The 26,363-nt window shown below is 71.1% G+C and carries 17 protein-coding genes; 10 read left to right on the top strand and 7 right to left on the bottom strand.

Annotated features, from left to right (window positions below):
- Positions 1–75: 75 nt before the first annotated feature.
- From EIL87_RS13205 to lgt, 6 genes are all read left to right on the top strand, one after another.
- Positions 76–1,638, top strand: coding sequence for an anthranilate synthase component I (locus EIL87_RS13205; RefSeq protein ID WP_125090725.1), 1,563 nt, complete (start codon positions 76–78; stop codon positions 1,636–1,638).
- Positions 1,622–2,218, top strand: a complete 597-nt coding sequence (locus tag EIL87_RS13200) for a Trp biosynthesis-associated membrane protein (protein WP_125090723.1) — start codon at positions 1,622–1,624, stop codon at positions 2,216–2,218. Before EIL87_RS13205 ends, EIL87_RS13200 begins: the two co-directional genes overlap by 17 nt.
- A 266-nt stretch (positions 2,219–2,484) precedes the next feature.
- Positions 2,485–3,297, top strand: coding sequence for an indole-3-glycerol phosphate synthase TrpC (trpC, locus tag EIL87_RS13195; RefSeq protein WP_125090721.1), 813 nt, complete (start codon positions 2,485–2,487; stop codon positions 3,295–3,297).
- Positions 3,298–3,339: 42 nt separating this feature from the next.
- Positions 3,340–4,599 carry a tryptophan synthase subunit beta gene (gene trpB, locus EIL87_RS13190; RefSeq protein ID WP_125090719.1) on the top strand — a complete coding sequence of 420 codons (1,260 nt, stop codon included), beginning with the start codon at positions 3,340–3,342 and terminating at the stop codon, positions 4,597–4,599.
- Positions 4,599–5,378, top strand: a complete 780-nt coding sequence (trpA, locus tag EIL87_RS13185) for a tryptophan synthase subunit alpha (protein WP_125090718.1) — start codon at positions 4,599–4,601, stop codon at positions 5,376–5,378. The genes trpB and trpA overlap by 1 nt, the downstream gene beginning before the upstream one ends.
- A 127-nt stretch (positions 5,379–5,505) precedes the next feature.
- Positions 5,506–6,678: a prolipoprotein diacylglyceryl transferase gene (gene lgt / locus EIL87_RS13180; protein ID WP_125090717.1), complete on the top strand. Its 1,173-nt coding sequence runs from the start codon at positions 5,506–5,508 to the stop codon at positions 6,676–6,678.
- Between the two features lie 536 nt (positions 6,679–7,214).
- Here the strand turns inward: lgt and EIL87_RS13175 are convergent.
- The 3 genes from EIL87_RS13175 to EIL87_RS13165 are packed head-to-tail and all read right to left on the bottom strand — an operon-like array spanning position 7,215 to position 9,933.
- Positions 7,215–7,985, bottom strand: coding sequence for an ABC transporter ATP-binding protein (locus tag EIL87_RS13175; RefSeq protein ID WP_125090716.1), 771 nt, complete (start codon positions 7,983–7,985; stop codon positions 7,215–7,217).
- Positions 7,982–8,995, bottom strand: coding sequence for a FecCD family ABC transporter permease (locus EIL87_RS13170; protein WP_125090715.1), 1,014 nt, complete (start codon positions 8,993–8,995; stop codon positions 7,982–7,984). The genes EIL87_RS13175 and EIL87_RS13170 overlap by 4 nt, the downstream gene beginning before the upstream one ends.
- Positions 8,992–9,933, bottom strand: coding sequence for an ABC transporter substrate-binding protein (locus EIL87_RS13165; RefSeq protein ID WP_125090714.1), 942 nt, complete (start codon positions 9,931–9,933; stop codon positions 8,992–8,994). Before EIL87_RS13165 ends, EIL87_RS13170 begins: the two co-directional genes overlap by 4 nt.
- A gap of 554 nt (positions 9,934–10,487) precedes the next feature.
- Here EIL87_RS13165 and gltB point away from each other — a divergent pair.
- The 3 genes from gltB (at position 10,488) to EIL87_RS13150 (ending at position 17,781) form a co-directional block, all read left to right on the top strand.
- The gene (gene gltB / locus EIL87_RS13160) at positions 10,488–15,038 is read left to right on the top strand and encodes a glutamate synthase large subunit (protein WP_125090713.1); all 4,551 of its coding nucleotides are present in this window, start codon (positions 10,488–10,490) and stop codon (positions 15,036–15,038) included.
- Positions 15,031–16,533, top strand: a complete 1,503-nt coding sequence (locus EIL87_RS13155) for a glutamate synthase subunit beta (RefSeq protein ID WP_125090712.1) — start codon at positions 15,031–15,033, stop codon at positions 16,531–16,533. The genes gltB and EIL87_RS13155 overlap by 8 nt, the downstream gene beginning before the upstream one ends.
- A gap of 747 nt (positions 16,534–17,280) precedes the next feature.
- Positions 17,281–17,781, top strand: a complete 501-nt coding sequence (locus tag EIL87_RS13150) for a hypothetical protein (RefSeq protein WP_125090711.1) — start codon at positions 17,281–17,283, stop codon at positions 17,779–17,781.
- A 3-nt stretch (positions 17,782–17,784) separates the two neighbouring features.
- On the opposite strand, the gene EIL87_RS13145 is transcribed toward EIL87_RS13150, so the two are convergent.
- Together EIL87_RS13145 and EIL87_RS13140 are read right to left on the bottom strand one after the other, a co-directional pair.
- The gene (locus EIL87_RS13145; protein WP_199740419.1) at positions 17,785–20,034 is read right to left on the bottom strand and encodes a HelD family protein; all 2,250 of its coding nucleotides are present in this window, start codon (positions 20,032–20,034) and stop codon (positions 17,785–17,787) included.
- Positions 20,035–20,310: 276 nt separating this feature from the next.
- Positions 20,311–21,699: a GntT/GntP/DsdX family permease gene (locus EIL87_RS13140; RefSeq protein ID WP_125090709.1), complete on the bottom strand. Its 1,389-nt coding sequence runs from the start codon at positions 21,697–21,699 to the stop codon at positions 20,311–20,313.
- A gap of 168 nt (positions 21,700–21,867) precedes the next feature.
- Here EIL87_RS13140 and EIL87_RS13135 point away from each other — a divergent pair, with 168 nt between their 5' ends.
- Positions 21,868–22,560, top strand: a complete 693-nt coding sequence (locus tag EIL87_RS13135; protein WP_125090708.1) for a FadR/GntR family transcriptional regulator — start codon at positions 21,868–21,870, stop codon at positions 22,558–22,560.
- An 82-nt stretch (positions 22,561–22,642) separates the two neighbouring features.
- Here EIL87_RS13135 and EIL87_RS13130 read toward each other — a convergent pair whose 3' ends face one another.
- The gene (locus EIL87_RS13130; RefSeq protein WP_233576220.1) at positions 22,643–23,485 is read right to left on the bottom strand and encodes a transglycosylase SLT domain-containing protein; all 843 of its coding nucleotides are present in this window, start codon (positions 23,483–23,485) and stop codon (positions 22,643–22,645) included.
- A 129-nt stretch (positions 23,486–23,614) separates the two neighbouring features.
- On the bottom strand, positions 23,615–25,978 hold the full coding sequence (locus EIL87_RS13125; protein WP_125090707.1) for a LuxR C-terminal-related transcriptional regulator: 2,364 nt from the start codon (positions 25,976–25,978) through the stop codon (positions 23,615–23,617).
- Positions 25,979–26,363: the final 385 nt, after the last annotated feature.

Genomic DNA, 26,363 nt, shown 5'->3' with positions numbered 1-26,363 from the left:
TCGCCGCACCGGCGCCGACGAGGCAAAGCGGAGGTCGCGCACCGGGCGGCACAGGTGCGCGGCACAATGGCGGGCATGGTCGGCGACGGTGAGATCGGCAGCATCAGCCCAGGACGTGAGGAGTTCCGAGCGCTGGCGGTGGACCGCAGGGTGATCCCGGTGGTGCGGCGGTTGCTCGCGGATGACGAGACCCCCCTCGGGGTCTACCGCAAGCTCGCCGGGAACCGCCCCGGCACCTTCCTGTTCGAGTCCGCCGAGAACGGCCGGTCCTGGTCGCGGTGGTCGTTCATCGGCGCCCGCAGCGCCGCCGCCCTCACCGTCCGCGACGACGAGGCGCACTGGACCGGCACCCCGCCGGTCGGGCTGCCCGACAGCGGCGACCCGCTGCAGGCGCTGCGCGAGACAGTTCGGCTGCTGCACACGGACCCGCTGCCCGGGCTCCCGCCGCTGACCGGCGGCATGGTCGGCTACATGGGCTACGACACCGTGCGCAGGATCGAGCGGCTGCCCGACCTCACCGAGGACGACCTGCAGATCCCCGAGATGGTGATGCTGCTGGCCACCGACCTCGCGGCGCTGGACCACCACGAGGGCACGATCACGCTCATCGCCAACGCGGTGAACTGGGACGACAGCCCGGAGCGGGTGGACGCGGCCTACGACGACGCGGTGCGCAGGCTCGACGAGATGACCGAGCGGCTGCAGACCCCGGCCGCGCCGACGGTGGCGACCTTCGCCCGGCCGGTCCCAGACTTCGTGCGCAAGCGCCAGCCCGACGAGCACCACGCGGCGGTCGAGGAGGCCAAGGAGGCCATCCGCGCCGGCGAGGCGTTCCAGGTGGTGGTGTCGCAGCGCTTCGAGATGGACACCCAGGCCGACGCGCTGGACATCTACCGCGTGCTGCGCACGACCAACCCCAGCCCGTACATGTACCTGCTGCGGCTGGAGGACCCCAACGGCGGCAGCCCGTTCGACATCGTCGGGTCCAGCCCGGAATCGCTGGTCACCGTGCACGACGGCCAAGCCACCACGCACCCGATCGCGGGCACGCGCTGGCGCGGCGCCGACGAGGACGAGGACGCGCTGCTGGAGAAGGACCTGATCAGCGACGAGAAGGAGCGGGCCGAGCACCTCATGCTGGTCGACCTCGGCCGCAACGACCTCGGACGCGTCTGCAAGCCGGGGTCGGTGCGGGTCGTCGACTTCTTCCGCATCGAGCGCTACAGCCACGTGATGCACATCGTCTCCACCGTCACCGGCCAGCTGGCCGACGACAAGACGGCGTTCGACGCGATCACCGCCTGCTTCCCGGCCGGCACGCTCTCGGGCGCGCCGAAGCCGCGTGCGCTGGAGCTCATCGAGCAGCTGGAGCCGACGCGGCGCGCCCAGTACGGCGGCGTGGTCGGCTACCTGGACTTCGCCGGGGACGCCGACACCGCGATCGCGATCCGCACCGCGCTGGTCCGCGACGGTCGCGCCTACGTGCAGGCCGGTGGCGGGATCGTGGCCGACTCCGATCCGGTGGCCGAGGACCAGGAGTGCCTGAACAAGGCGCGCGCGGTGCTCAACGCCGTCGCCACGGCCGAGACCCTGGCAGCGCCCGGCGACCGGGAGGCACGCGTTGACCAGCGCGTCTGAACCCCGGTCCAAGGGACTGCTCTGGTCGGTGCTGCTGCTGGTGCTCGCGGGCGCGGGAGCGTTGTGGGGCGCGTCGGGCCTGCCCTGGGCCAGCCAGCGCTTCAGCACGCCGATGGGCACCGAGACGACCAGCAGCGCGACCGGCGCGGTGTTGCGCCCGGAGCTGGGGCCGATGGCGCTGGCGGCCCTGGCCGCGGTCGCCGCGGTGCTGGCCACCGGCGGGCTGCTGCGGCGCCTGGTGGGCCTGCTCATCGCGCTGGCCGGTGCGCTGCTGGCCTGGCGGGTCTACCAGCACGTCAGCGGGGCAGCGGTCACGTTCGGCGGGGACGTCCCGGCAGGCAGCACGCCGATCGGTGAGCTCTCCAGCTCGCCCTTCGGGCCGGTGCTGATGGCGCTGGGTGCGGTGCTGCTGGTCGTCGCCGGTCTGCTGGTGGTGGTGCGCGCAGGCAGGATGCCGGCGATGGGCGCGCGCTACTCGGCGCCGGGGACCGCGAAGGAGCGCGTGTCCCAGGATCCGGACAGGCGGCTGTGGAACGAACTGGACGCCGGTCGCGATCCCACTGACGAAGACGATCGCTGAAGGATCACCGAGTCCGTCAAAACTGCTGTTCGACGTCGTCGAGAGACGGTTCGCGCTCGCCGCACCAGGGACGAAGGTCCTTGTTGCGCTGGGACTCCGGGCCCACCCCTTGGTGAGGGGGCCGTTCGGCGAGGTTTAGCATCGGCCATGCGACGGCACGGCGGGAAGGGGAGTGTCGTGATCGAGCGCAATCTGTTCAACCGCGCATTCAGCAGGGTCTGGACATTGCGGGTGAGTGTTCGGGGCACAGCCGGCGAGGTGTTCGCGTGACCGTTCTGGAAGACATCATCGAAGGCGTTCGCGAGGACCTCGCGGTGCGCGAGTCGGCGGTGCCGTTCGACGAGATCAAGCAGCTGTCGGCCGCGGCGGCGCCGCCGCACGACGTGCTGGCCGCCCTCAAGGCGCAGGGCGTGGGCGTCATCGCCGAGGTCAAGCGGCGCAGCCCGTCCAAGGGCGAGCTGGCCGTCATCGCCGAGCCGTCCGATCTCGCCGCCGACTACGCCGACGCGGGCGCCCGCGTGATCAGCGTCCTCACCGAGCAGCGCCGCTTCGGCGGCTCGCTGGCCGACCTGGACGCGGTCCGCAAGCGGGTCCCGACCACGCCGGTCCTGCGCAAGGACTTCGTGGTCAGCCCGTACCAGGTGCACGAGGCCCGCGCGCACGGCGCCGACATGGTGCTGCTGATCGTGGCCGCCCTGGAGCAGAACGTGCTGGAAGCGCTGCTCGACCGGGTGGAGTCGCTGGGCATGGCCGCGCTCGTCGAGGTGCACACCGCCGAGGAGGCCGACCGCGCCCTGGAGGCGGGGGCCAAAATCGTTGGCATCAACGCGCGCAACCTGCATACCCTCGAGGTCGACCGCGACGTCTTCGGCCGGATCGCTCCCGGGCTGCCGCAGGACGTCCTCAAGGTCGCCGAGTCCGGTGTGCGCGGCCCGAGCGACCTGATGGCTTACGCGGGTTCCGGCGCCGACGCCGTGCTGGTCGGCGAGGGCTTGGTGACCAGCGACAACCCGAAGTCCGCGGTGAACCAGCTGGTGACGGCCGGATCGCACCCGGCATGCCCGCGTCCGAGCCGTTGAGGCGCTCGGTGGCGCGGCGTGCGAAGCACAGGAGGTAAGGCAATGACCGTCGGGGCTGACGCCGCGCGCGCCCACCGCCAGGGCGCCCCCGTGCCCGAGGGGCACGATCCGGACGCCCGCGGGCACTTCGGCGAGTACGGCGGCCGGTTCATGCCGGAAGCGCTCATCGCGGCGCAGGACGAGCTCGCCGCCGAGTACGCCAAGGCCCAGAAGGACCCGGATTTCCTCGCGCAGCTCGACGACCTGCTGCGCAACTACGCCGGTCGGCCTTCCCTGCTGACCGAGGCCAAGCGCTTCTCCGAGCACGCGGGCGGGGCTCGCGTGCTGCTCAAGCGGGAGGACCTCAACCACACCGGCTCGCACAAGATCAACAACGTGCTGGGTCAAGCGCTCCTGGTCAAGCGGATGGGCAAGCACCGCGTCATCGCCGAGACCGGCGCGGGCCAGCACGGCGTGGCCACCGCGACCGCCTGCGCGCTGCTGGGCCTGGAGTGCGTCATCTACATGGGCAAGGTCGACACCGAGCGGCAGGCCCTCAACGTGGCGCGGATGCGGCTGCTGGGCGCCGAGGTCATCCCGGTGGCCAACGGTTCGGCGACGCTCAAGGACGCCATCAACGAGGCGCTGCGCGACTGGGTCGCGAACGTCGACCACACGCACTACCTGCTGGGCACCGCCGCCGGGGCGCACCCGTTCCCGATGATGGTGCGCAACTTCCACCGGGTCATCGGTGACGAGGCCCGCGAGCAGGTCCTGGAGATGACAGGCCGGCTGCCGGACGCGGTCGTGGCCTGCGTCGGCGGCGGCTCCAACGCGATCGGCATCTTCCACGGCTTCATCGACGACCCCGGCGTGCGGCTGGTCGGCTACGAACCGGCTGGGCACGGCATCGAGTCCGGCGAGCACGGCGTGACCCTCGGCGAGGGCAGCCCGGGCACGCTGCACGGTGCCCGCTCCTACCTGCTGCAGGACGAGGACGGGCAGGTCACCGAGGCCTACTCGATCTCGGCGGGCCTGGACTACCCGGGCGTGGGCCCGGAGCACTCCTACCTCAAGGACACCGGCCGGGCCGAGTACCGCTCGGTGACCGACGACGAGGCGATGCAGGCCTTCCAGCTGCTCACCCGGACCGAGGGCATCATCCCGGCCATCGAGTCCGCGCACGCCCTGGCCGGGGCTGTCCGGCTCGGCCAGGAGCTCGGGTCGGAGGGCGTCATCGTGGTCAGCCTCTCGGGCCGGGGCGACAAGGACATGGACACCGCGGCGAAGTACTTCGGGCTCGTCGACGACGAGGAGGCGTGATGAGCCTGCGTGACGTCTTCCAGGCCTGCCGCGAGGAGTCCCGCGCGGCCCTGATCGGTTACCTGCCCGCCGGGTACCCGACGGTCGAGGGCAGCCAGGAGCTGTTCAAGGCGATGATCGAGGGCGGGTGCGACCTCGTCGAGGTCGGGCTGCCCTTCTCCGACCCGGTGATGGACGGCCCGACGATCCAGGCCGCCAGCGAGACCGCGCTGCGCGCCGGCTTCCGGGTGCGGCAGGTCTTCGACATCGTGTCCGGCATCGCCGACTCCGGCGGCAACGCCGTGGTGATGACCTACTGGAACCCCGTCCACCGCTACGGCGTGGACGCCTTCGCCGGCGACCTCAAGAAGGCCGGCGGCCTCGGAGTGATCACCCCGGACCTCATCCCGGACGAGGGCGAGGACTGGATCGCCGCCACCGACGAGCACGGGGTGGACCGCATCTTCCTGGTGGCGCCCTCCTCCACGGAGGAGCGGCTGGCGCTGACCGCCAAGGCCAGCAGCGGGTTCGTCTACGCCACCTCCGTCATGGGCGTGACCGGTGCGCGCGACTCGGTCGGCTCGGCCGCGTCGGGGCTGGTGAAGCGCACCCGCGCCCACACCGACCTGCCGATCGGCGTCGGCCTGGGCGTGCGCTCCCGTGAGCAGGCGGCCGAGGTGGCGCGCTTCGCCGACGGCGTGATCGTCGGCTCGGCGTTCGTCACCCGGGCTCAGCAGGACGGCCCCGAGGGCGTCCGGGCGCTGGCCCAGGACCTCGCTGCGGGCGTGCGCGGAGCCTGACCGCGAGCAGGGGCGGCGCGGTCCGCGGTGGAACGATCTTCGTGAACGGGTCACAGGTTCGTTGCCCAGCCGTGATGCGGTACGGGGGGTGCTCACCGCCGGTGGGCCGCCCGATACCGTAAGCACCGTGAACACTGCTTCGGCGAGTCCACTACTGGCCAACATTCCGAGTCCCCCGCAGGGGGTTTGGTACATCGGACCGATCCCGTTGCGCGCGTACGCGCTGTGCATCATCGCCGGCATCGTGCTGGCGGTGTGGATCAGCAGTCGCCGCTGGATCGCGCGCGGCGGCCGGGAGGGGACCGTCGTCGACGTCGCGGTGTGGGCCGTGCCGTTCGGCCTCATCGGCGGGCGCCTCTACCACGTGGCAACGGACTGGTACAAGTACTTCGGCCCGGACAAGAACCCGCTGGACGCGCTGAAGGTCTGGGAGGGCGGTCTCGGCATCTGGGGCGCGGTCGCGCTCGGTGCCGTGGGTGCCTGGATCGGCTGCCGCCAGCGCGGCGTTCCACTGCCCGCGTTCGCCGACACCGTCGCGCCGGGCCTGGTGATCGCGCAAGCCGTGGGGCGGCTCGGCAACTGGTTCAACCAGGAGCTCTACGGCGGTCCGACGACCCTGCCGTGGGGTCTGGAGATCTACCGGCGCATCGACCCGGACACCGGCCTGGCCGACCCGATCGCGGGCGTGGCGGTCGACCCGATGCCGATCACCGTCGTGCACCCGACGTTCCTCTACGAGCTGGTGTGGAACGTGGGCGTGTTCCTGCTCGTGCTGTGGGCCGACCGCAAGTTCCGGATGGGGCACGGGCGCGTCTTCGCCCTCTACGTCGCCGGGTACACGGCCGGTCGCGTGTGGATCGAGATGATGCGCACCGACGAGGCCACCCACGTCCTCGGCATCCGCATCAACGTCTTCACCTCGCTGCTGGTCTTCCTCGCCGCGGTCATCTACCTCCTCGTGGTCCGCGGCAAGCGGGAAGACCCGGCGCTGCTTGTCGGCAAGCCCTACCCGGAGGACATCCCCTCGACGGCGGCACCCAAGTCGAGCGGCTCCGGAACCGACGCACCGGAGTCCGAGGACTCCGACGTCGAGCCCCGCGCTGAGGACTCGGGAGGTTCCGAGAAGCCGGGCGACAGCCCGAAGCGGGACGACGACAAGTCCGAGGGAGAGGACCCGGAGGCCAAGACCACCGAGGCCTCCTCGAAGTCTGACGAGGGCGACGAGCCCACCGGGTCGGCCCAGGACGACCAGACCACCAAGGCGGAGAAGGACGACCAGGACGCCAAGACCCAGTCCTGACCTCCACCACCGACCAAGGCCGAGGCCGCGACTCCCCGCAGGAGCCGCGGCCTCGGTCTTCTCCAGGCCCCATCGGGAAGCCGGCCACCCACCCGGCACCGCCCCCGCGGTCGGTTGCCGCGGATCACCCGGGTGATCGGATGACGGAAAACCGCGGTGATCAGCCACTTGATCACCGCGACGTGCGGGTTCACGCTCATCGCCGGCAGTGACGTCCGTGACACTGCCCGCGGGCGACCGCAGCGTGTGGTGTGGGAGACCCCGACCACCGGGGGTTCCGGATCTACCGGGGTGGTCGAACACCCACCGGCGGTTCCCGGGTGCACGTTCCATGCCGGTGCTCTGCTCGTGGCGCGGTGTGGGCTGCTGCCGTGAGCGGGTGTCGGAAGAGCAGCGGTTGGCGGATCACCGGAGTGACCGGGTCACTGACGACCGGGGGCCGACAGCCGTGGTTCACGGCTGGAGCACTGCGGGGGTTCGTGGTGCCGGGTGCCTGCGAACCGCTGCCCGGAACTCGGCTGGTGCTGCAGGCGGGTTCAGCGGGTGGGGGCGATGACCGGGGTGCCGTGGGGCGTGTGGAGCACTTCGGTGCGGGCTGCGTAGTGGGTGTGCAGCGTGTCCGGGGTGAGCACCTCGGCCGGAGTGCCGTGCGCGGCGGGGGTGCCGTCGGCGATGAGCAGGAGGTCGTCTGCGTACTGCGCCGCGAGGGTCAGGTCGTGGAGGGTGGTGATGACCGTGGTGCCCAGCTCGGTGCGGAGTTCGTCGACGAGGTCGAGCAGCGCCTGGGCGTGGCCGATGTCGAGACCGGTGGTGGGTTCGTCGAGGAGCAGCACCCCCGCTCGCTGAGCGAGGGCGCGAGCCAGGACCGTGCGCTGCCGTTCGCCTCCGGAGAGGGTGTGCAGCGCCCGACCGGCGAGGTGGGTGAGGTCCAGGCGGGTGAGGAGCTCGTTGACGACCTCGAGGTCGCTCTGGCCTTCCCAGCCGAGCGGGCCGAGGTGGGGCGTGCGGCCCAGCAGGATGTAGTCGGTGACCGTCAGGCCCATCGGCAGCTGCGGGATCTGCGGGGCGTAGGCGATGGTGCGGGCGCGCTCCCGGCGCGGCAGCGACATCAGCGGGCGGCCGTCGACCAGCACCTCACCGGAGCGGCCGAGCAGCCCGGCGATGGCTTTGAGCAACGTGGACTTGCCCGCGCCGTTGGGGCCGATGATCCCCAGCCACCCTCCGGCGTCCACAGTGGCCGACACCCCGGACACCACCGTCGTGCGGCGGTACCCGGCCGCCAGGTCGCGGACCTCGAGCCGGCTCATGCCCGGCTCCGGTGCAGCAGGACGGCGAAGAACGGGGCGCCGGTGAACGCGGTGATCACGCCGATCGAGATCTCCGCGGGCGCCAGCAGGGTCCGCGCGAGCATGTCGCACAGCACCAGGAACACCCCGCCGAACAGCAGCGACATCGGCACGATGATCCGGAAGCCGCCTCCCACCGCCAAGCGCACCAGGTGCGGCACGACCAGTCCCACGAAGCCGATCAGACCGGCCACCGACACGGCCGCGGCGGTGGCCAGCGAAGCCGCGACGAGCACCAGCATCCGGACCCGCCCCGGGTGGACGCCGAGCGAGGCGGCTTCCTCGTCACCGGTGCCCAGCAGGTCCAGCAGCCGCGCGCACAGGCACAGCACCACGGCAGAGACCACGAGGTGGGGCAGCACGATGAGCACTTCGCGCCAGCCGGTGGTGCTCAGCCGCCCGAGGATCCACAGGTAGACCTGCTGCAGCGATTCGACGCGCAGCTGCTGCAGGAACGTCTGCCCGGCTGTCAGGAACGCTCCGACGGCCACTCCAGCCAGCACCAGGGTGGCGGTGTCGCGGCCCGCCGAGCGGCCGACGAGCCACGTCAGCCCGACCCCGCCGAGCGCCCCGGCGAACGCGGCCGCCTGCACCGGGATCGACAGGCCCGCCTGCGGTGCGACCGTGAGCACCGCTGTCACGGCCAGGCCCGCGCCTGCCGCGGAACCCAGCAGGTAGGGGTCGGCGAGCGGGTTGCGGAACACGCCCTGGAACGCCGCTCCGGAGACGGCCAGCGCCGCACCGACCAGCACGCCGAGCACGGTGCGCGGCACCCGCAGCTCCCACAGGATCGCCGCTTCCCGTTCGGACAGCGGTGACACGCCACCGGTCAGCTGCGCGACGACCTCGGCGAGCACCCGCCGCGAGCCGAGTTCGGCGGCGCCCAGCAGCACCGACAGCAGCACGCTTCCCGCCAGCACCACCACACCGACGACCAGGTGCCACGGCCGGAGCCGGGTCGGCGCGATCAACCCCGCTGGGCCTTGCCGACCGCCTCGCTGATGGCCCGCACCAGGTCCACCACGCGCGGCCCCCACCGGCTGGCGACGTCGTCGTCGAGCTCCACGACGTTGTTGCGCCGGACGGCGTCGATGTCACCCCAGCCGGGCCGCGCGGCGATCGCCTCCGCGTTGACGCCGCAGCACTTGGTGTCGGCGGCGAAGATCAGGTTCGGGTTGGCCTGCACGACGTGCTCCTGCGAGAGCTGCGGGAAGGGGCCGCCGGCCGGGTCGGCGATGTTGACCATGCCGAACAGCGAGTAGACGTTGCCGACGAAGCTCTGCGAGGTCGCCGTGTAGAGGTCGGGGCTGACCTCGTGGAAGTAGGTGATCGGCTGCGGCGGCTTCGGCGTCCTGGCCACGATGTCGGCGATGGTGGTGCGCATCTTCTGCACCATCGCCCGCGCCTGGTTGCCGTGCCCGGTGGCGCGCCCGAGCACCTGGATCTGCTGGTAGGCGTCTTCGAGGCTGGCCGCCGAGGGGGTCAGCAGCACCGGGACGTCGACCACGCGCAGGCCTTCGGCGAGCTGCGTGGCGTTGTCCGGGGCGATGACCAGGTCCGGCTCCTTGCTCGCCACGGCGGCGGCGTCGCTGGTGAACCCGGTCAGCTCGGTGCGCGGCGCGTTCGGCGGGTGGTTCGAGAACTGGTCCACGGCAACGACCTGGTCGCCGGCGCCGAGCGCGAACAGCGTCTCGGTGGCCGACGGTGACAGCGAGACGATCCGCTTGGGCTGCTGCAGCAGCGTGACCGGCTCACCTCCGGGCAGCGAGACCTTCGCGGGGAACGCCGAGGCGGGGTCGTCGGGCACCTCCGGCACCGGTGAGGGTTGGCGGGTCGCGCACGCGGTGACCATCGTGAGCAGGGCGAACGCGGCCATCATCAGGGCGGCGAGACGGCGGTACCCGGTCATGTCTTCCCTCGGGTCGGAGCTGGCGAACGAGCACCCACCGTGGTGGGTGCTCTGAGCTGGAAAGATATCAGCAAAGATCGTGCGTGGGGGCCGCCGGAGGGTGGATCTCGCCGGAGCGGTACCCAGCGCGCGACGCAGCGGGTAGATTCGATGACGGACCGTGCCCGCCGACGTGCGGTTCGCTTGCGGAAGCCGCGGGCCGGTCGGCGCGGAGTCGTGTGACGTGCTCACCGCCACGTCGGCCGCGTTGTGCATTGTCGCGGTTCCACGCGGTGCGCTGAGCAGCCGAATCGTGGGCGTCCAGCCAGCGACAGGCGAGACAACAAGATGGTCAGCATCACTTCTGAGGTGCTGCTTCTGGGTATCCTGGCTGTTAAAGTTTGCTAAACGCTCCGGTTTCAGCGAGCGGGTGCGCGCGCCCGAAATCTTCCACGGCAGAACCGGATCATTTTTCCAGCTGCGGGCCAATGCCGTCCCGTGCCCAGAAGTCGACGAAGTCAGGTCACCGACCGACCACCGACTTCCAAGCACGAGCACGACGAGGGAGGTCTGCAGTGGTCTTCTCTGCTGTCCCAGCGGCCCAGGGGCTCTACGACCCGGCCGCGGAGCAGGATTCCTGCGGTGTGGCCATGGTCGCCGACATCCGTGGTCGGCGTTCGCACGGCATCGTCGCGGACGCCCTGACGGCCCTGGCGAACCTGGAGCACCGCGGTGCCGCCGGCGCCGAGCCGACCAGTGGTGACGGCGCGGGCATCCTGCTGCAGCTGCCTGACGAGCTGCTGCGCGCCACCGCAGGAGTGACCCTGCCCGAGCCCGCCGAGGACGGCGAGCACCGCTACGCCGCCGGCATGGGCTTCCTGCCCGCCGACGCCGAGCAGCGCGAGCGCGTCGTGGAGCTGGTCGAGCGGATCGCCGCCGAGGAAGACCTGACCGTCCTGGGGTGGCGCGACGTGCCCACCACACCGGACCAGGCCGACGTGGGCACCACGGCCCGCCGCTGCATGCCGCACTTCGCGATGCTGCTGGTGGCCGGCAAGGGCGGCGAGTCCGGGCTGGCGCTGGACCGGTTGGCTTTCTGCCTGCGCAAGCGCGCCGAGCGGGAGGCCGAGCGGGAGGGCCTCGAGCTGTACTTCCCGTCGCTGTCTGCCCGCACGTTCGTCTACAAGGGCATGCTCACCACCGAGCAGCTGCCCGCGTTCTTCCCCGACCTCGGCGACGAGCGGCTGGCCAGCGCCATCGCGCTGGTGCACAGCCGGTTCTCGACCAACACCTTCCCGTCGTGGCCGCTGGCGCACCCGTTCCGCTACGTCGCGCACAACGGTGAGATCAACACCATCCGCGGCAACCGCAACCGGATGCGGGCCCGCGAGGCGCTGCTGGCCTCCGACCTCATCCCGGGCGACCTGTCCCGGCTGTACCCGATCTGCGCCGATGACGCCTCCGACTCGGCCTCCTTCGACGAGGTCCTGGAGCTGCTGCACCTGGGCGGCCGCTCGCTGCCGCACGCGGTGCTGATGATGATCCCGGAGGCGTGGGAGAACCACGCCGAGATGGATCCCAAGCGCAAGGCCTTCTACCAGTTCCACGCGAGCCTGATGGAGCCGTGGGACGGCCCGGCGTGCGTCACCTTCACCGACGGCGCGCTGGTCGGAGCGGTGCTGGACCGCAACGGTCTGCGCCCCGCCCGCTGGTGGCAGACCGCCGACGACCGGGTCGTGCTGGCCAGCGAGTCCGGCGTGCTCGACGTCGAGCCTTCCGAGGTGGTCGCCAAGGGCCGCCTGCAGCCGGGCCGGATGTTCCTGGTCGACACCGAGCAAGGCCGCATCGTCGACGACGAGGACTTCAAGTCCGAGCTGGCCTCCGAGCACGCCTACGACGAGTGGCTGCACGCCGGTCTGCTCAACCTCGACGAGCTCGCCGACCGCGAGCACGTGGTGAGCACGCACGAGTCGGTGGTGCGCCGCGAGCTGGCGTTCGGCTACACCGAGGAGGAGCTGGCGCTGCTGCTCGCGCCGATGGCCACCCACGGCGCCGAGCCGCTGGGGTCGATGGGCGCCGACACCCCGCCCGCGCCGCTCTCGCAGCGCTCGCGGATGCTCTACGACTACTTCGTGCAGCAGTTCGCTCAGGTCACGAACCCGCCGTTGGACGCGATCCGCGAGGAGATCGTCACCTCGGTGGCCCGGATCATGGGTCCGGAGCAGAACCTGCTGACGCCGTCACCGGCGTCGTGCCGGCACATCGTGCTGCCCAACCCGGTGATCGACAACGACGAGCTGGCCAAGCTCATCCACGTCAACGACGACGGCGACCTGCCCGGGTTCTCCTCCGCGGTGCTGTCCGGCCTGTACGAGGTGGACGGTGGCGGTCAGGCGCTGGGCGAGGCCATCGAGCGGGTCCGCCGCGAAGCCTCCGAGGCCATCGCGGCCGGCGCGCGGGTCCTGGTGCTCTCCGACCGCGACGCCGACCACGAGTGGGCGCCGATCCCGTCGCTGCTGCTGGTGTCGGCCGTGCACCAGTACCTGATCCAGACCAAGGAGCGGCTGCGCGTCGCGCTGGTCGTGGAGACCGGTGACGCCCGCGAGGTGCACCACGTCGCCGCGCTGCTGGGCTACGGCGCCGCCGCGGTCAACCCGTACCTGGCGTTCGAGGCCATCGAGGACATGATCTCGACCGGGCAGATCGCCGGCGTGCGGCCCAAGGTCGCCATCCGCAACTACGTGCAGGGTCTGGTCAAGGGCGTGCTGAAGGTGATGTCCAAGATGGGCATCTCGACCGTCGGCGCCTACACCGCCGCGCAGGTCTTCGAGGCCGTGGGCCTGTCGAAGGAGGTCGTGGACTCCTACTTCCTGGGCACCACCTCCAAGCTCGGCGGCGTGGGCCTGGACGAGCTGGCCGAGGAGGTCGCGCAGCGGCACCGCCGCGCCTACCCCGAGAACCCGACCGAGCGCGCGCACCGCAAGCTGGAGGTCGGCGGCGACTACTCCTACCGCCGCGACGGCGAGCTGCACCTGTTCACCCCGGAGACGGTGTTCCTGCTGCAGCACTCGACCAAGACCGGCCGGTACGACAAGTACCGCGAGTACACCGCGGAGTGCGACCGGCTGTCGGCCGAGGGCGGCACGCTGCGCGGGCTCTTCGAGCTCGACAGCGGGCGCGACCCGATCGACATCGACGAGGTCGAGCCGGTCTCGGAGATCATGAAGCGGTTCTCCACCGGGGCGATGAGCTACGGCGCCATCTCCGCCGAGGCCCACGAGGTGCTCGCGATGGCGATGAACCGCATCGGCGGCAAGTCCAACTCCGGTGAGGGCGGCGAGGACGTCGAGCGGCTCTACGACCCGGACCGCCGTTCCGCGGTCAAGCAGGTCGCCTCCGGTCGCTTCGGCGTCACCAGCGAGTACCTGGTCAACGCCAGCGACGTGCAGATCAAGATGGCGCAGGGCGCCAAGCCCGGCGAGGGCGGTCAGCTGCCCGCGCACAAGGTGTACCCGTGGATCGCCAAGACCCGCCACTCCACGCCGGGCGTCGGGCTGATCTCACCGCCGCCGCACCACGACATCTACTCGATCGAGGACCTGGCGCAGCTGATCCACGACCTGAAGAACGCCAACGAGCAGGCCCGCGTGCACGTCAAGCTGGTCAGCGAGGTCGGCGTGGGCACGGTCGCGGCGGGTGTGTCGAAGGCTCACGCCGACGTCGTGCTGATCTCCGGTCACGACGGCGGCACCGGTGCCGCGCCGCTGACCTCGCTCAAGCACGCGGGAACGCCGTGGGAGGTCGGGCTCGCCGAGACCCAGCAGACGCTGCTGCTCAACGGCCTGCGCGACCGGATCACCGTGCAGTGCGACGGCGGCTTCAAGACCGGCCGCGACGTCGTGGTCGCCGCGCTGCTGGGCGCCGAGGAGTACGGTTTCGCGACCGCGCCGCTGGTGGTCGAGGGCTGCGTGATGATGCGCGTCTGCCACCTCGACACCTGCCCGGTGGGCGTGGCGACCCAGAACCCGGACCTGCGCAAGAGGTTCACTGGCCAGGTCGAGCACGTGGTGAACTTCTTCGAGTTCGTCGCCCAGGAAGTGCGGGAGTACCTGGCGCAGCTGGGCTTCCGGACGCTGGACGAGGCCATCGGCCAGGTCTCCGCGCTCAGGCGCGACAAGGCCGTGCAGCACTGGAAGTCCCGCGGCCTGGACCTCGAGCCGGTGTTCACCGAGCCGGAGACCCCGTACTCGCCGGTGCGCCGCAAGGTCCGCGAGCAGGACCACGGCCTGGACAAGGCGCTGGACCGCACGCTGATCCAGCTCGCCGAGGCGGCCCTGGAGGACGCCCGGCCGGTGAAGCTGCAGCTGCCGGTGCGCAACGTCAACCGCACGGTGGGCACGCTGCTGGGCGCGGAGGTGTCCCGGCGCTTCGGCGGCGACGGGCTGCCCGACGACACCCTCCACGTGGAGCTGGAGGGCTCCGCGGGCCAGTCCTTGGGCGCGTTCCTGCCTCACGGCATCACGCTGGACATGGTCGGCGACGCCAACGACTACGTCGGCAAGGGCCTGTCCGGCGGCCGGATCGTCGTCCGGCCGCACCCGGACTCGTCCTTCCGCGCCGAGAACCAGGTCATCGCGGGCAACGTGATCGGTTACGGCGCCACCAGCGGTGAGATCTACCTGCGCGGCCAGGTCGGCGAGCGCTTCGCCGTCCGCAACTCCGGTGCGCAGCTGGTGTGCGAGGGTGCGGGCGACCACGCCTTCGAGTACATGACCGGCGGCCGGGCGATCGTGCTCGGCGGTACCGGTCGCAACGTCGGCGCCGGCATGTCGGGCGGCATCGCCTACGTGCTGGACCTGGACCCGGTGCGGGTGAACACCGCGATGGTGGACCTGAAGCCGTGCGGTGCCAAGGAGCTGAAGTGGCTGCGCGAGGTCGTGCAGAGGCACCACGAGCTGACCGGCTCGGCGGTGGCCGCGTCGCTGCTGGGTGACTGGACCCGGCGTTCGGCGGCGTTCAGCAAGGTCATGCCGCGTGACTTCCAGCGAGTCCTGGACGCCACCCGGATGGCCAAGATCGAAGGCCGCGACGTGAACGAGGCGATCATGGAGGCTTCCCGTGGCTGACCCGAAGGGCTTTCTCAAGTACTCGCGGGCCGACGCCCCCAAGCGCCCCGTCGACGAGCGGCTGGGCGACTGGCACGAGGTCTACGCGCAGCTGTCCACCGAGGACCGCAACGCGCAGGTCTCCACGCAGGCCGCGCGCTGCATGGACTGCGGTATCCCGTTCTGCCACTCGGGTTCGGCGGGTTGCCCGCTGGGCAACCTGATCCCCGAGTGGAACAACCTGGTCCGCCGCGGCCAGTGGGAAGCCGCCAGCGACCGGCTGCACGCGACCAACAACTTCCCCGAGTTCACCGGCAAGCTGTGCCCGGCGCCGTGCGAAGCCGGCTGCGTGCTGGCGATCTCGCCGGAGGCCGGGGGAGCGGTCGCGATCAAGCGGGTCGAGGAGACCATCGCCCAGGTCAGCTGGGAGAACGGGTACGCGACCCCGCACACCTCGGAGGAGCAGACCGGCAAGCGCGTGGCCGTGGTCGGTTCCGGTCCGGCCGGGCTGGCCGCCGCTCAGCAGCTGACCCGCGCCGGCCACGAGGTGACGGTCTACGAGCGCGACGACCGCATCGGCGGCCTGCTGCGCTACGGCATCCCCGAGTTCAAGATGGAGAAGTCCGTCCTGGACCGGCGCCTGGGGCAGATGCGCGAGGAAGGCACGAGGTTCATCACCGGCTGCGAGGTCGGCGTGGACCTGACGGTCGAGGACCTGCGGGCCGGCTACGACGCCGTGGTGCTGGCGGTGGGCGCGCTGCGCGGCCGCGACGACACCACCGTCCCGGGACGCGAGCTCAACGGCGTGCACCTGGCGATGGAGCACCTGGTGCCGGCCAACAAGGAGCTGGAAGGCGATGGCCCGACGTCGATCTCGGCGGAGGGCAAGCACGTCGTCATCCTCGGCGGCGGTGACACCGGGGCCGACTGCTACGGCACCGCGACCCGCCAGGGCGCACTGTCGGTCACGCAGCTGGACAACTACCCGCAGCCGCCGACCGAGCGTGACGACGAGCGCTCGCCGTGGCCGACCTGGCCCTACATCCTGCGCACCTACCCGGCGCACGAGGAAGCGGGTGAGCGGAAGTTCGCGGTGGCCATCGAGTCGTTCGTCGGTGACGACGAGGGCAACGTCCGCGCGGTGCGGCTGCGCCACGTGGAGGTCCGCCGCGACGAGAACGGTCGCCGCCAGGTGGTCCCGGTAACCGACGAGGTCGAGGAGCTGCCCTGCGACCTGGCGCTGCTGGCGATCGGGTTCGAGGGTGTCGAGCACATGCCGCTGCTGGACGGCCTGGGCATCGAGCTCACCAAGCGCGGCACGATCGGCTCCGGCTCGAACTGGGAGACCACCTCGCCGGGCGTGTTCGTCTGCGGTGACGCCAAGCGCGGTGCCTCGCTGGTCGTGTGGGCCATCGCCGAGGGCCGCTCGGTCGCGCACGCGGTGGACGCCCACCTGATGGGCGTCTCCGAGCTGCCGTCGCCGGTCCACCCGACCGCCCTGCCGCTCGCGGTCTGATCCCCACGGTGAGGGGCGGAACGCCCGCCCCTCACCCCGGAGTGTCAGCCGCTCCGGAGTGTCAGCCGCTCCGGAGTGTCAGCCATCCCGGAACTCCGGCCCCACCTCGGGGCTTCGAGTGCCTCGAGCTTCAGCCACCTCGAGCGTCCGGCGGCTCGGAACTTCGGTCACATCGAAGTCTTCGCCACCTCGGAGCTGTTCCTGACGCGGCGCAGCCGCCAGGCCCGGTCCCGCGCCGCGCAGGCGTCTTCGCATTTCGCGCGAACTTCGAGGGGGAACTTCGGCCGTCGACATGCGCGCGACATTCGACGGGGGGACTCAGCCCGGCACCCGACGTCCGGCGCCGAGAGCGGGAGCGGGACCGCCGCAGGTCCGGTGGTGTCTTGGCAGCACTCCGTGTCGCCGGGGCGGGGACGCCGCAGTTGTTCCGCGGCGCCGCACGAGGTGGTTGCTGGGCGGCGCCGCACGAGGTGGTTGCTCAGCGGTGCCGGTGTCCTCCGAGCCGCAGTGCTCTCTCGACCAGGGTGGGTGGTACCGGGCTTTGCCCCGGGCTCCTTCTCCGGTGACGCCCGTGCCCGTCCAGGGCGCGATCGGCCGCTCCTGCTCCGTTCCTCACCAGCCCGAGCTCGTGGGACAGTTCACGGTCTCGCATCCGGTCGATCTTCCTCGCGTGGGGCGCTCGATCCCTGAGATCCTTCCCCGGTGTGGCGAACCGCTGCACGTCCACAATGGATCGAGAGGGGACGCGTGGACTTCCAGAAGAGCCGGATGAACACGGTCGTGGCGTTGATCGTGATCGCGCTGGGCGCGCTCGGGACCGTGATGCTCGTCGGCGGACTGACCGGCGGATCGGGCGTGCGGATCCACGGCGTCTTCTTCCTGGCGCCCGTCGCGGCGGTGGGTGGCGTCGTGGTGCTGGTCAAGAGCCTGCGCGCGATGCAGGTGCGCATCGACGAGCGGGGCATCCTGGTCGACCACCCGGCGAGGCGGGTGAAGGTGGCGCTGGGCTGGCAGAACGTCGCGGGAGCGACCGTCAGGCAGCTGTCCAAGCCAGGGGAACCGAGGCGCAGCGCGACCTGGTTGGTGGTGTGGACGCACGGCGGTCTCAACCCGGGCGTGCCCCACGACTGGGGGTTCCAGCACGACGGCTCGACCGGGTACCGGCTGCTCGACGTCGACGACGTCCGCGAGTCCGCGGACCAGCTCACCGAAGCGATGCGCCGGTACGCGGCACCCGTGCTGCGCTGAGGCTCACTCGAACGAGCGCGCCAGACCGGGTGGCAGATCGCCGCAGTGCACGATGCCCAGGCGCTGGGTGGCCCGGGTCAACGCCACGTAGAGGTCGTTGAGACCGCGGTCGGAGGACTCGGCCACCACCTCCGGTGCGACCAGCAGCACGGAGTCGAACTCCAGCCCCTTGGCCTCGTCCACGGTCAGCAGCACCGCCGGGGACTCGAGGTCGTCGGGACGGGTGCCGACCACCGCTTCCGGCAGTGCCTCCGCCAGGCCGGGCCCGATCTCGGCGAGCAGGTCCGCGGGCATGAGCACTGCCAGCCGCCCGTCGGCGACTTCGTCGAGCTCCTCCGAGACCAGCTGGGGGAGTTCGGTGTTCAGGTCCTCGCGCGCGATCTGCTGCGCCCACGGCAGGTTCCCGGTGGAACGCACCGACTTGGGCGGTTCCAGTTCGGTGTCCATGTCGGACAGCAGCTCGGCGGCGACGTCCATGATCTCCGACGGCGTTCGGTAGTTCACGGTCAGTTCCGCCAACTTCCAGCGGTCCTGCACGTACCGGTCGAGCACGTCGTCCCAGGAGCTCGCACCGCCCAGCGCGCCGGTCTGCGCCACGTCGCCCACCAGCGTCATCGACCGGCTCGGGCAGCGGCGCATCAGCACCCGCCACGCCATCTCGGAGAGCTCCTGCGCCTCGTCGACGATGACGTGACCGAAGGTCCAGGTCCGGTCCTCGGCGGCCCGTTCGGCCGCGGTCAGGTCGCTGCTGGTCCGGAACCGCTCGGCCAGCAGTTCCGCGTCCAGCACGTCGGAGACCCGCAACCGCTCCTCGTCGGCGATCTCCTCGTCCTGCTCCATGATGTGCAGAACACCTTGCGCGTAGGCAAGTTCCTCGCGCTCCTGGCGTTCGCGCTCGGCGCGTTCGGCCGCGTCGTCCTCGCCGAGCAGTTCCGCCAGCTCGTCGAGCAGCGGCACGTCGGCCGGGGTCCACGGCGCTCCGGCCGGGCGCAGCAATGCGTCGCGCTCTGCGTCGTCGAGGACCTTGGCGGTCGCGGTGGCCAACCGCTCCGGCGAGCTCAGCAGCTCGTCGAGCAGGTGCTGCGGGGTCAGTTCCGGCCACAGCTCGTCGAGCGCGCGGGTCACCTCCGGGTCGGCGCGCAGCTCGACGTTGATCTCGTCGAGGTCGCGCCGGTCCAGCAGGTCCAGGCCCAGCCGCTCGCCGACCTGCAACGTCAGGGCCTTGAACATCTCGTCCTGGAACACCCGGCGGGCCAGGTTGTGCGGACGGCGGGTGCGGCGGGCGCGGGTGCGCGCCGCCGTGGCGTCCTTGCGCTTGAGCTGCAACGACTCCCGGTCGAAGGTGACCTCGACGTGATCGCGCGGCACCTGCTGCCGGTCGCGGACGGCGGCGGTGAGCACGTCGGTCATGCTCAACCGGCCCTTGATCTCGGCGGTGCGCGCGGATTCCGCTCCGGTGGCGGTGATCCCGGGGTACAGTCCGCCCACAGTGGACAGCAGCACGCCGGTCTCGCCCAGCGACGGCAGCACCTGGCCGATGTAGTGCAGGAACGTCGGGTTCGGCCCCACGACCAGCACACCGCGCTTGGACAGCTGCTCGCGGAAGGTGTACAGGAGGTAGGCCGCCCGGTGCAGCGCGACGGCGGTCTTGCCGGTGCCGGGCGCGCCCTGCACGACCAGCACGCCGTTCATGCCGGCGCGGATGATGCGGTCCTGCTCGGCCTGGATCGTCGAGACGATGTCCTGCATCTGCCCGGTGCGGCGGGCGTCCAACCGCGCCAGCAGCGTCGCCTCGCCGGCCAAGCCCAGGTCGCTGCCCTGCTCGGCGGCGTCGAGGTCGAGGATCTCGTCCTCGTAGTCGAGCACCTTGCGCCAGCTCGTCTTGAGGTGCCGTCGCCGTCGGACGCCGTCGCGCGCGGCGGCGGTGGCCAGGTAGAACGGCCGCGCCGCCGGGGCGCGCCAGTCCAGCAGCAGCGGCTCGTACTCGTTGTCCTCGTCGAACAGGCCGATCCGGCCGATGTGGAAGGTCTCACCGCCGTCGAGGTCGAGGCGCCCGAAGCACATGCCGTGCTCCACCGAGCTGAGCTGGTTCAGCTTGTCGGTGTACATCCGGGTGGAGATGTCGCGCTCGGTGCGCGCCTGCGGCGGTCCACCGCTGTCGCGCAGCGTGGCCTTGAGCCGCTGGGTGGTCTCCGTTCGGAGGTCGTCGAGCTTGCCGTACAGCACGTTCAGATAGCGCTGCTCGGCCGCCATCTCCTCTTCGCGGACGGCTTCCCGATCAACTCGGGCGTCGGACACTGAGCCACCTCGAAAGCAGGTGCGGACGGGACAACGGGCCGCCAAGGCCCGACCTGCCAATATACCGCGCCCACCGGAGGCGGAACCCCGGCGCGCACGACGCCGAGCGCGAGACCTCGGGAGAAAGCGGCGGCCCCCGGTGATCGACGACCGATCACCGAGGGCCTCCACCTCGAACCACCCCGAGCCGCTGATCTCCCGTGCCGGGGGTGCAGCGGCCCCGGGGCGGGATCAGACGACTGAGGAGAGCGCGAGGATGACGACGAAGGAGACGACGGAGAGGAGCGTCTCCATGGCCGACCAGGTCTTGAGGGTCTGGCCGACCGTCATGCCGAAGTACTCCTTGACCAGCCAGAAGCCGGCGTCGTTGACGTGCGAGAGGAACAGCGACCCGGAGCCGATGGCCAGCGCGACCAGCGCGCCCTGGGCCGGCGGGAGCCCCACGACCAGCGGAGCGACCATGCCCGCGGCCGAGATGGTGGCCACCGTCGCCGAACCCGTCGCCACGCGGATGCCGACCGCGATCAGCCAGCCCAGCACCAGCGGGGACAGGTGCGCGCCGGACGCCAGGTCGGTGATGGTCTCGTTCACGCCCGAGTCGACCAGCGTCTGCTTGAAACCGCCGCCGGCGCCGACGATGAGGATGATGCCGGCGATCGCGGGCAGCGAACCGCCGACGACGTCGGCCAGCCGCGAGCGGGAGAACCGGGCACCCCGGCCCAGCACCACGATCGCGATCAGCACGGTCAGCATCATCGCCACGACCGGCGTGCCGATGGTGTCGAGGATCGTGTAGCCGAGCGAGTCCTCGGCCAGCGTCAGGTCGGCGACCGACTTGCCCAGCATCAGCACGACCGGCAGCAGCAGCATCGCCACGGCCGCGAAGAAGCTGGGCCGGTGCGGGTGCTCCTCCTCGTCGGGCGAGGTGCCCAGCAGGTCCGTGACCGGCAGCAGCTTGACGCGCTTGGAGATGTAGGAGCCGAACACCGGGCCGGCCACGACCGCGGTCGGGATCGCCACGACGATGCCCAGGGCCAGCGTCAGACCGAGGTCGACGTGCAGCGAGTCGACGGCGGCCAGCGGGCCGGGGTGCGGCGGGACGAGACCGTGCAGGATCGACAGTCCGGCCAGCGCGGGGATGCCGACGCGCAGCATCGGCTGCTCGGTCCGGGCGGCCACCATGACCACGACCGGGACCAGGAGCACGACACCGACCTCGAAGAACATCGGCAGGCCCAGCAGCGCGGCGATGAACACCATCGCCCACGGCAGGGTCTTGCTGGTGGTGCGGCGCATCACCGTTTCGACCACCTGGTCGGCACCGCCACTGTCGGTGAGCAGCTTGCCGAGCATCGCGCCGAGCGCGACGAGCAGGCCGACGTCCCCGACGGTCTCCCCGAGACCCTTGGTGAACGTGTCCACGAGGTCGCTGAAAGGCATGCCGGCCACCACGCCGAGCGTGGTCGCACCGAGTGCCAGGGAGAGGAAGGGGTGGAGCTTCGCCCAGCTGATCAGGAGCACGATCACCGCGATGCCGGCGACCGCAGCGCTCAGCAGGCGGGTGTCGTGCGCTGTCCAGGACGAAGCCTGGGCCAGCGGGGCGGAAAGGCTGGAAAGCATGGAGGGGCTCCTCGTTGAGCAGCTGGATCGCGCCACAGCCTAAGCATTAAGTATGACTTTTGGAGTATCCGTACCGATTAAGTATGTTTGTTACCCCCATCACGCCGGTCCGGGGCCTACTCTCGGGCACTGGTTGACGCGTTTTTCACCGGCGAAGGAGCGTGCGGGATGGGTGGCGGGCTGCACGGCAAGGTGCTGGAAGTGCTCGGGCAGGAGATCGCCGCAGGCACCCACGCGCCCGGCAGCGTGCTGCGCATCGAGGAGCTGGAGGAGCGCTTCGGCATCTCGCGCAGCGTTGCCCGCGAGGTCGTCCGCACGCTGGCCTCGATCCGCCTCGTCGTGGGCCGCAAGCGGGTCGGCATCGTGGTCCGCCCCCGCGAGGAGTGGAACAGCTTCGACCCGGTGCTGATCCGCTGGCGGCTGGCCGCCGACCGCTCGGCCGAGCTCAAGACCCTCGCCGAGCTGCGCACCGCCGTCGAACCCGTCGCCGCCGCAGCAGCGGCCGACCGCGCGGAGGACGAGCACGTCGCCCGGCTCGTCGCGCTCTCCGAGCGGATGGTGGCCACCTCGCGCGCCGGCGATCTGGACTCCTTCATGGACGCCGACGTCGAGTTCCACCGCCTGATCCTCACCGCGTCCGGCAACGAGCTGTTCGCCCAGCTCCACGAGGTCGTCGAGGAGCTGCTGCGCTGGCGCGCCGGCCACGGGCTGATGCCGGTGCACCCGCGCCCGGTGGCCGTCCGCCTGCACTGCGAGATCGCCGAGTGCATCCGCGCGGGCGACAAGTTCCGGGCCGAGTGGGCCATGCGCGAGCTCGTCGCCGAAGCCCTCGAAGGCACCCTCGAGGGCCTCGACTCCTGATCGGTCCCCGCTGCCCGCCCCGGACGCACGAATCCCCCGCGACCTCGGGGGAGTGGCCGCGGGGGAGCCGAGGGGGCGTCGATCAGTAGCCCTGGTAGCTGCCGCCGGAACGCATGCCGGAGACGCCCGGCACGTCCGAGACCGAACCGTAGCGGTCGATCGCGTAGCGGGTGGCGGCGATGATGTTGTCGACGGGGTTGTAGATGTCCTGGTGGCCCGGCAGGGCGAAGGACTTGAAGGTCGGCTCGATGGTCTGCATCAGACCGATCGACGGGGTGCCGGCCGAAGCGTTGGAGTCCCAGTTGTTCTTGGCCTTCGGGTTGCCGTTGGACTCCTTCATGATGATCGTCCGGATGGCGTCCTCGTCGATCTGGTCACGGGAGACCCCGTTCTTCTCCAGCTCCTTGGCCGCCTCCTTGATCCAGGCTTCGACCTGGTCCTTCGGCTTGCTCTCCTTCACCGGGGTCGCCTCGGCAGCCGCTTCGGGAGCGGATTCGAGGGCGGCTTCGGGTGCCTCCTCGGCCTTCGGCTGGGCGGCGGGAGCCGGCTGCACGACGGGCGCGGGCGCAGGCGCGACCTTCGGTGCGGCCACCGGGGCAGGCGCCTGCGGGGCCGGGCCGGCGATCGGGGCCACCTCGGCGGCCTGGTGCACCGGAGCGGATTCGGTCGAGACGTCGTCGCCGCCAGCCGCGGCGGAGAACACGCCGAGCACGCCGAACGCGGCAACCGCGGCACCGACCTGCAGCGAGCGCACCTTCGGTGCGACGCGGTGGGCCCGGTCGGAGGGCTCGCCGAGGAAGGACGCGCGCAGGCGGCCGCCGAACGGCACCGTCCTCTCCCTACGGTGCCGGCCGGTCGTGCTGACCTGCTGGGTGTCGGGGTTGGTCTGGCTCTGTCCGGGGGTCTTCGTTTCGTCGGGGGTCACGGGGAACCAGACTCCGGAACGGAGCGTAACCGTGCATGGTGGTTTCTACGGGGTCGACTACCTAGATTGCGCCGTTCGGGCGCTTTGAAGGCGGTCGAACGCTACTGAAAGTGACAGCCAGCACGGAGGTTACAGGGCGGAGGTGTCAGCCCCGTCACCCGATCGCTGTCCGGCGACCCACCCGGCGATCTGCGCGCGGGAGGTGAAGTCGAGCTTGGTCAGGATGTTCTGCACGTGCCCCTCGACCGTGCGCTGGGCGATCACCAGGTTCTCGGCGATGTCCTTGTTGGTGCGCCCCTGCGCGACGAGGTCGGCGATCTGCCGCTCGCGGCGGGTCAGCGGCATCGGGTGCACGTTGTCGTCGGACTCCGCGGTCGTTGACCGCTTGCTCGGGCCGCCCTTGAGCTCCAGCGCGTAGTCCACCGCGTGCGTCAGCGACATCTCCCGGCCGCGCTCGTACTGGTCGTCGAACGCCTCCGGTCCCAGCGCGGTCCGGATCTGCATCAGGTGCTCGTCGTGGTCACCGGCGATCCGCGCCCAGAAACCCGGCGCCGAGCGCACGGCGTCCCACAGCGCCGAGGACGTGCCCAGCAACCGCGCGGCGCGCTCGAAGCGCTGCTGCCGGTGCGCGATCCACGCCAGCGTGTCGAGGCTGAACGCCATGCCCAGCCGGTTGTCGAGCTGGCGCTGCAGCCGCAGCGCCTCCTTGACCGAGTTCTCCGCCCGGTCGGCGCGGTCCCGCCGCATCTGCACCTGGGCGATCGCCCACTGCGCGTAGGAGCGCCAGTACAGCTCGCCGTGCTCGGTGGAGAGCTGGACGCACTCCGCGAGCAGCCGCATCCCCTCGTCGGGGTCGCCGACGCCCTTGATCAGGCCCAACGCGTGCAGCGACCACAGTTCGCCCGCGAGCTCCCCGTGCTTGCGGAACCTCTCCAGCGCGCCACCGGCGAGCTCGGCCCCGCGCTCCTGGTCCTGCTGGAAGAACGCGACGAGCCCGTGCAGCAGCGCCAGGTAGGCGCGCTCGACCTCGTCGCCGCGCTGGGTGGCCAGCACGGTCGCGCGTTCCAGCGTCGGCAGCGCCTTGTCCAGATCGCCCTGCAGCAGTGCGAACCAAGCGCTGACCCGCATCGCCTTGACGCGTTCGGGCAGGTCGCGCGAGGTGTTGTCGAGGACCTCGTCGAGCCAGTGCCGCGCCTCGGTGTTCAGGCCGCGGATGCCCCAGTACTGCCAGAGGTCGGTGACCAGGCGCAGCGCCACCCCGCCGGTCTCGGAGCCTTCAGCGGCGTGCCGCAGCGCGGCGCGCAGGTTGTCCTGCTCCAGGCGCAGCCGCTTCACCCAGGACGCCTGGTCGGGGCCGATCCACTCGGCGGCGAACCGCGCGCTGAGGTCCGCGAAGTACGCGCAGTGCCGGTGCCGCACGAGCGCGGTCTCGCCGTACTGGCCGAGCTTGCCCAGGCCGTAGTCGCGCAGCGTGTGCGGCAGGCGGTAGCGGACCTCGTCGCCGCCCTCCTCGCGCATCAGCACCGACTTGTCCACCAGCGAGTGCACGGCGGTGAGCACGTCCACGCCCTTGCCCTCGCCGACGACGTGCTCGGCGGCGGTGAGGTCGAAGCTGCCGGAGAACACCGACATCCGCGCCCACGCCCGCCGGTCGCGCTCCTCCAGCAGCTCGTAGCTCCAGTCGATCAGCGCGCGCAGGGTCTGCTGCCGGGGCGGCGCGCCGCGACGGCCCTCGGTGAGCAGGTCGTAGCGCTCGGCGAGACGCTCCTCCAACTGCTGCAACGACAGCGACCGCAACCGGACCGCGGCCAGCTCGATGGCCAGCGGGTTCCCGTCGAGGTGGTGGCACAGCCGCATCAGCGCCTCGGCGTTGTCGGCGGTGACCTCGAACTCCGGCACGGCGGCCTTGGCGCGGTCGACGAACAGCCGGACCGAGGAGAACTGCTCGTAGGCCTCGGGCGGCGGCAGGTGGTCGGGGTCGGGCACCTGCATCGGTGGCACCACGACGGTCGACTCGCCGGCCACGCCGAGCGACTGCCGGCTGGTGGCCAGCACGCGCACGCCCGGGCACCAGCGCATCAGCGCGTCGACCAGCAGCGCGACGTCCTCGATGACGTGCTCGCAGTTGTCCAGGACCAGCAGCATCTCGCGGTTCTTGAGCTGGTCGACGATCGTCTCCAGGCCCGCGGCCGAGGACGGCCCGCCCAAGCCCAGCTGCTCGATGACGCTGTCGAGCACGAGCGTGCCGTCGTCGAGGTTCTCCAGCTCGACGAACCAGGCCTTGTCGCGGAACGAACGGCGCATGCTGGTCGCCACGCGGATGGCCAGCCGGGTCTTGCCCACGCCGCCGGGGCCGGTGAGGGTGACCACGCGCGACTCGGAGAACAGCCGCTTGGTGAGGGTGATCTCATGACGACGGCCGACGAAGCTCGTCACGTCGGCCGGGAGGTTGCCCGCGGATTCGCGTGTGCGGGCGTTGGCAGCGGAGACCACGCGTCCGAGCTTAGCTCGCGAATCGGCCGTTGACCTGGGATCTTGATCCACCTGGCCGCTGTCGCTCGTTCGCGGGGACTTCGAAGATCAGCCGACGTCCGGTAGTCGCGGACTTCACTCGGACGGGGGCTGGCGGTGGCGATCCGGGTGGCCGCGGCATCTGCTCACGTCTTCCGCATCCGCTCGCGGGTGCTTAAGCTCGACGGCGGATTCAACAAAATGTTTAACGTGGGGAGTTGGAGTTGAGCGAGCCGTCGTACTTCGCGCCTGCCGGTGGGTTGCCGCCGCAGACCGATCTGCTCACCGACCGTGCCGTGGTCACCGAGGCCTACACCGTGATCCCCCGCGGGGTGCTGCGCGACATCGTCACCAGCAACTTCCCCGG

This window comes from Saccharopolyspora rhizosphaerae (assembly GCF_003931915.1).
Taxonomy (GTDB): domain Bacteria; phylum Actinomycetota; class Actinomycetes; order Mycobacteriales; family Pseudonocardiaceae; genus Saccharopolyspora; species Saccharopolyspora rhizosphaerae.
Note: the sequence above shows the minus strand (reverse complement) of the source record. Positions and strands in the feature narration are given on the sequence as shown.

Bases quoted from the DNA above. Each gene is read 5' to 3' on its own strand.
- EIL87_RS13205 (WP_125090725.1), top strand. From the start codon at position 76: ATGGTCGGCGACGGTGAGATCGGCAGCATCAGCCCAGGACGTGAGGAG.
- trpB (WP_125090719.1), top strand. From the start codon at position 3,340: ATGACCGTCGGGGCTGACGCCGCGCGCGCCCACCGCCAGGGCGCCCCC.
- trpA (WP_125090718.1), top strand. From the start codon at position 4,599: ATGAGCCTGCGTGACGTCTTCCAGGCCTGCCGCGAGGAGTCCCGCGCG.
- EIL87_RS13175 (WP_125090716.1), bottom strand. From the start codon at position 7,985: ATGAGCCGGCTCGAGGTCCGCGACCTGGCGGCCGGGTACCGCCGCACG.
- EIL87_RS13165 (WP_125090714.1), bottom strand. From the start codon at position 9,933: ATGACCGGGTACCGCCGTCTCGCCGCCCTGATGATGGCCGCGTTCGCC.
- EIL87_RS13145 (WP_199740419.1), bottom strand. From the start codon at position 20,034: ATGGCGGCCGAGCAGCGCTATCTGAACGTGCTGTACGGCAAGCTCGAC.
- EIL87_RS13140 (WP_125090709.1), bottom strand. From the start codon at position 21,699: ATGCTTTCCAGCCTTTCCGCCCCGCTGGCCCAGGCTTCGTCCTGGACA.
- EIL87_RS13135 (WP_125090708.1), top strand. From the start codon at position 21,868: ATGGGTGGCGGGCTGCACGGCAAGGTGCTGGAAGTGCTCGGGCAGGAG.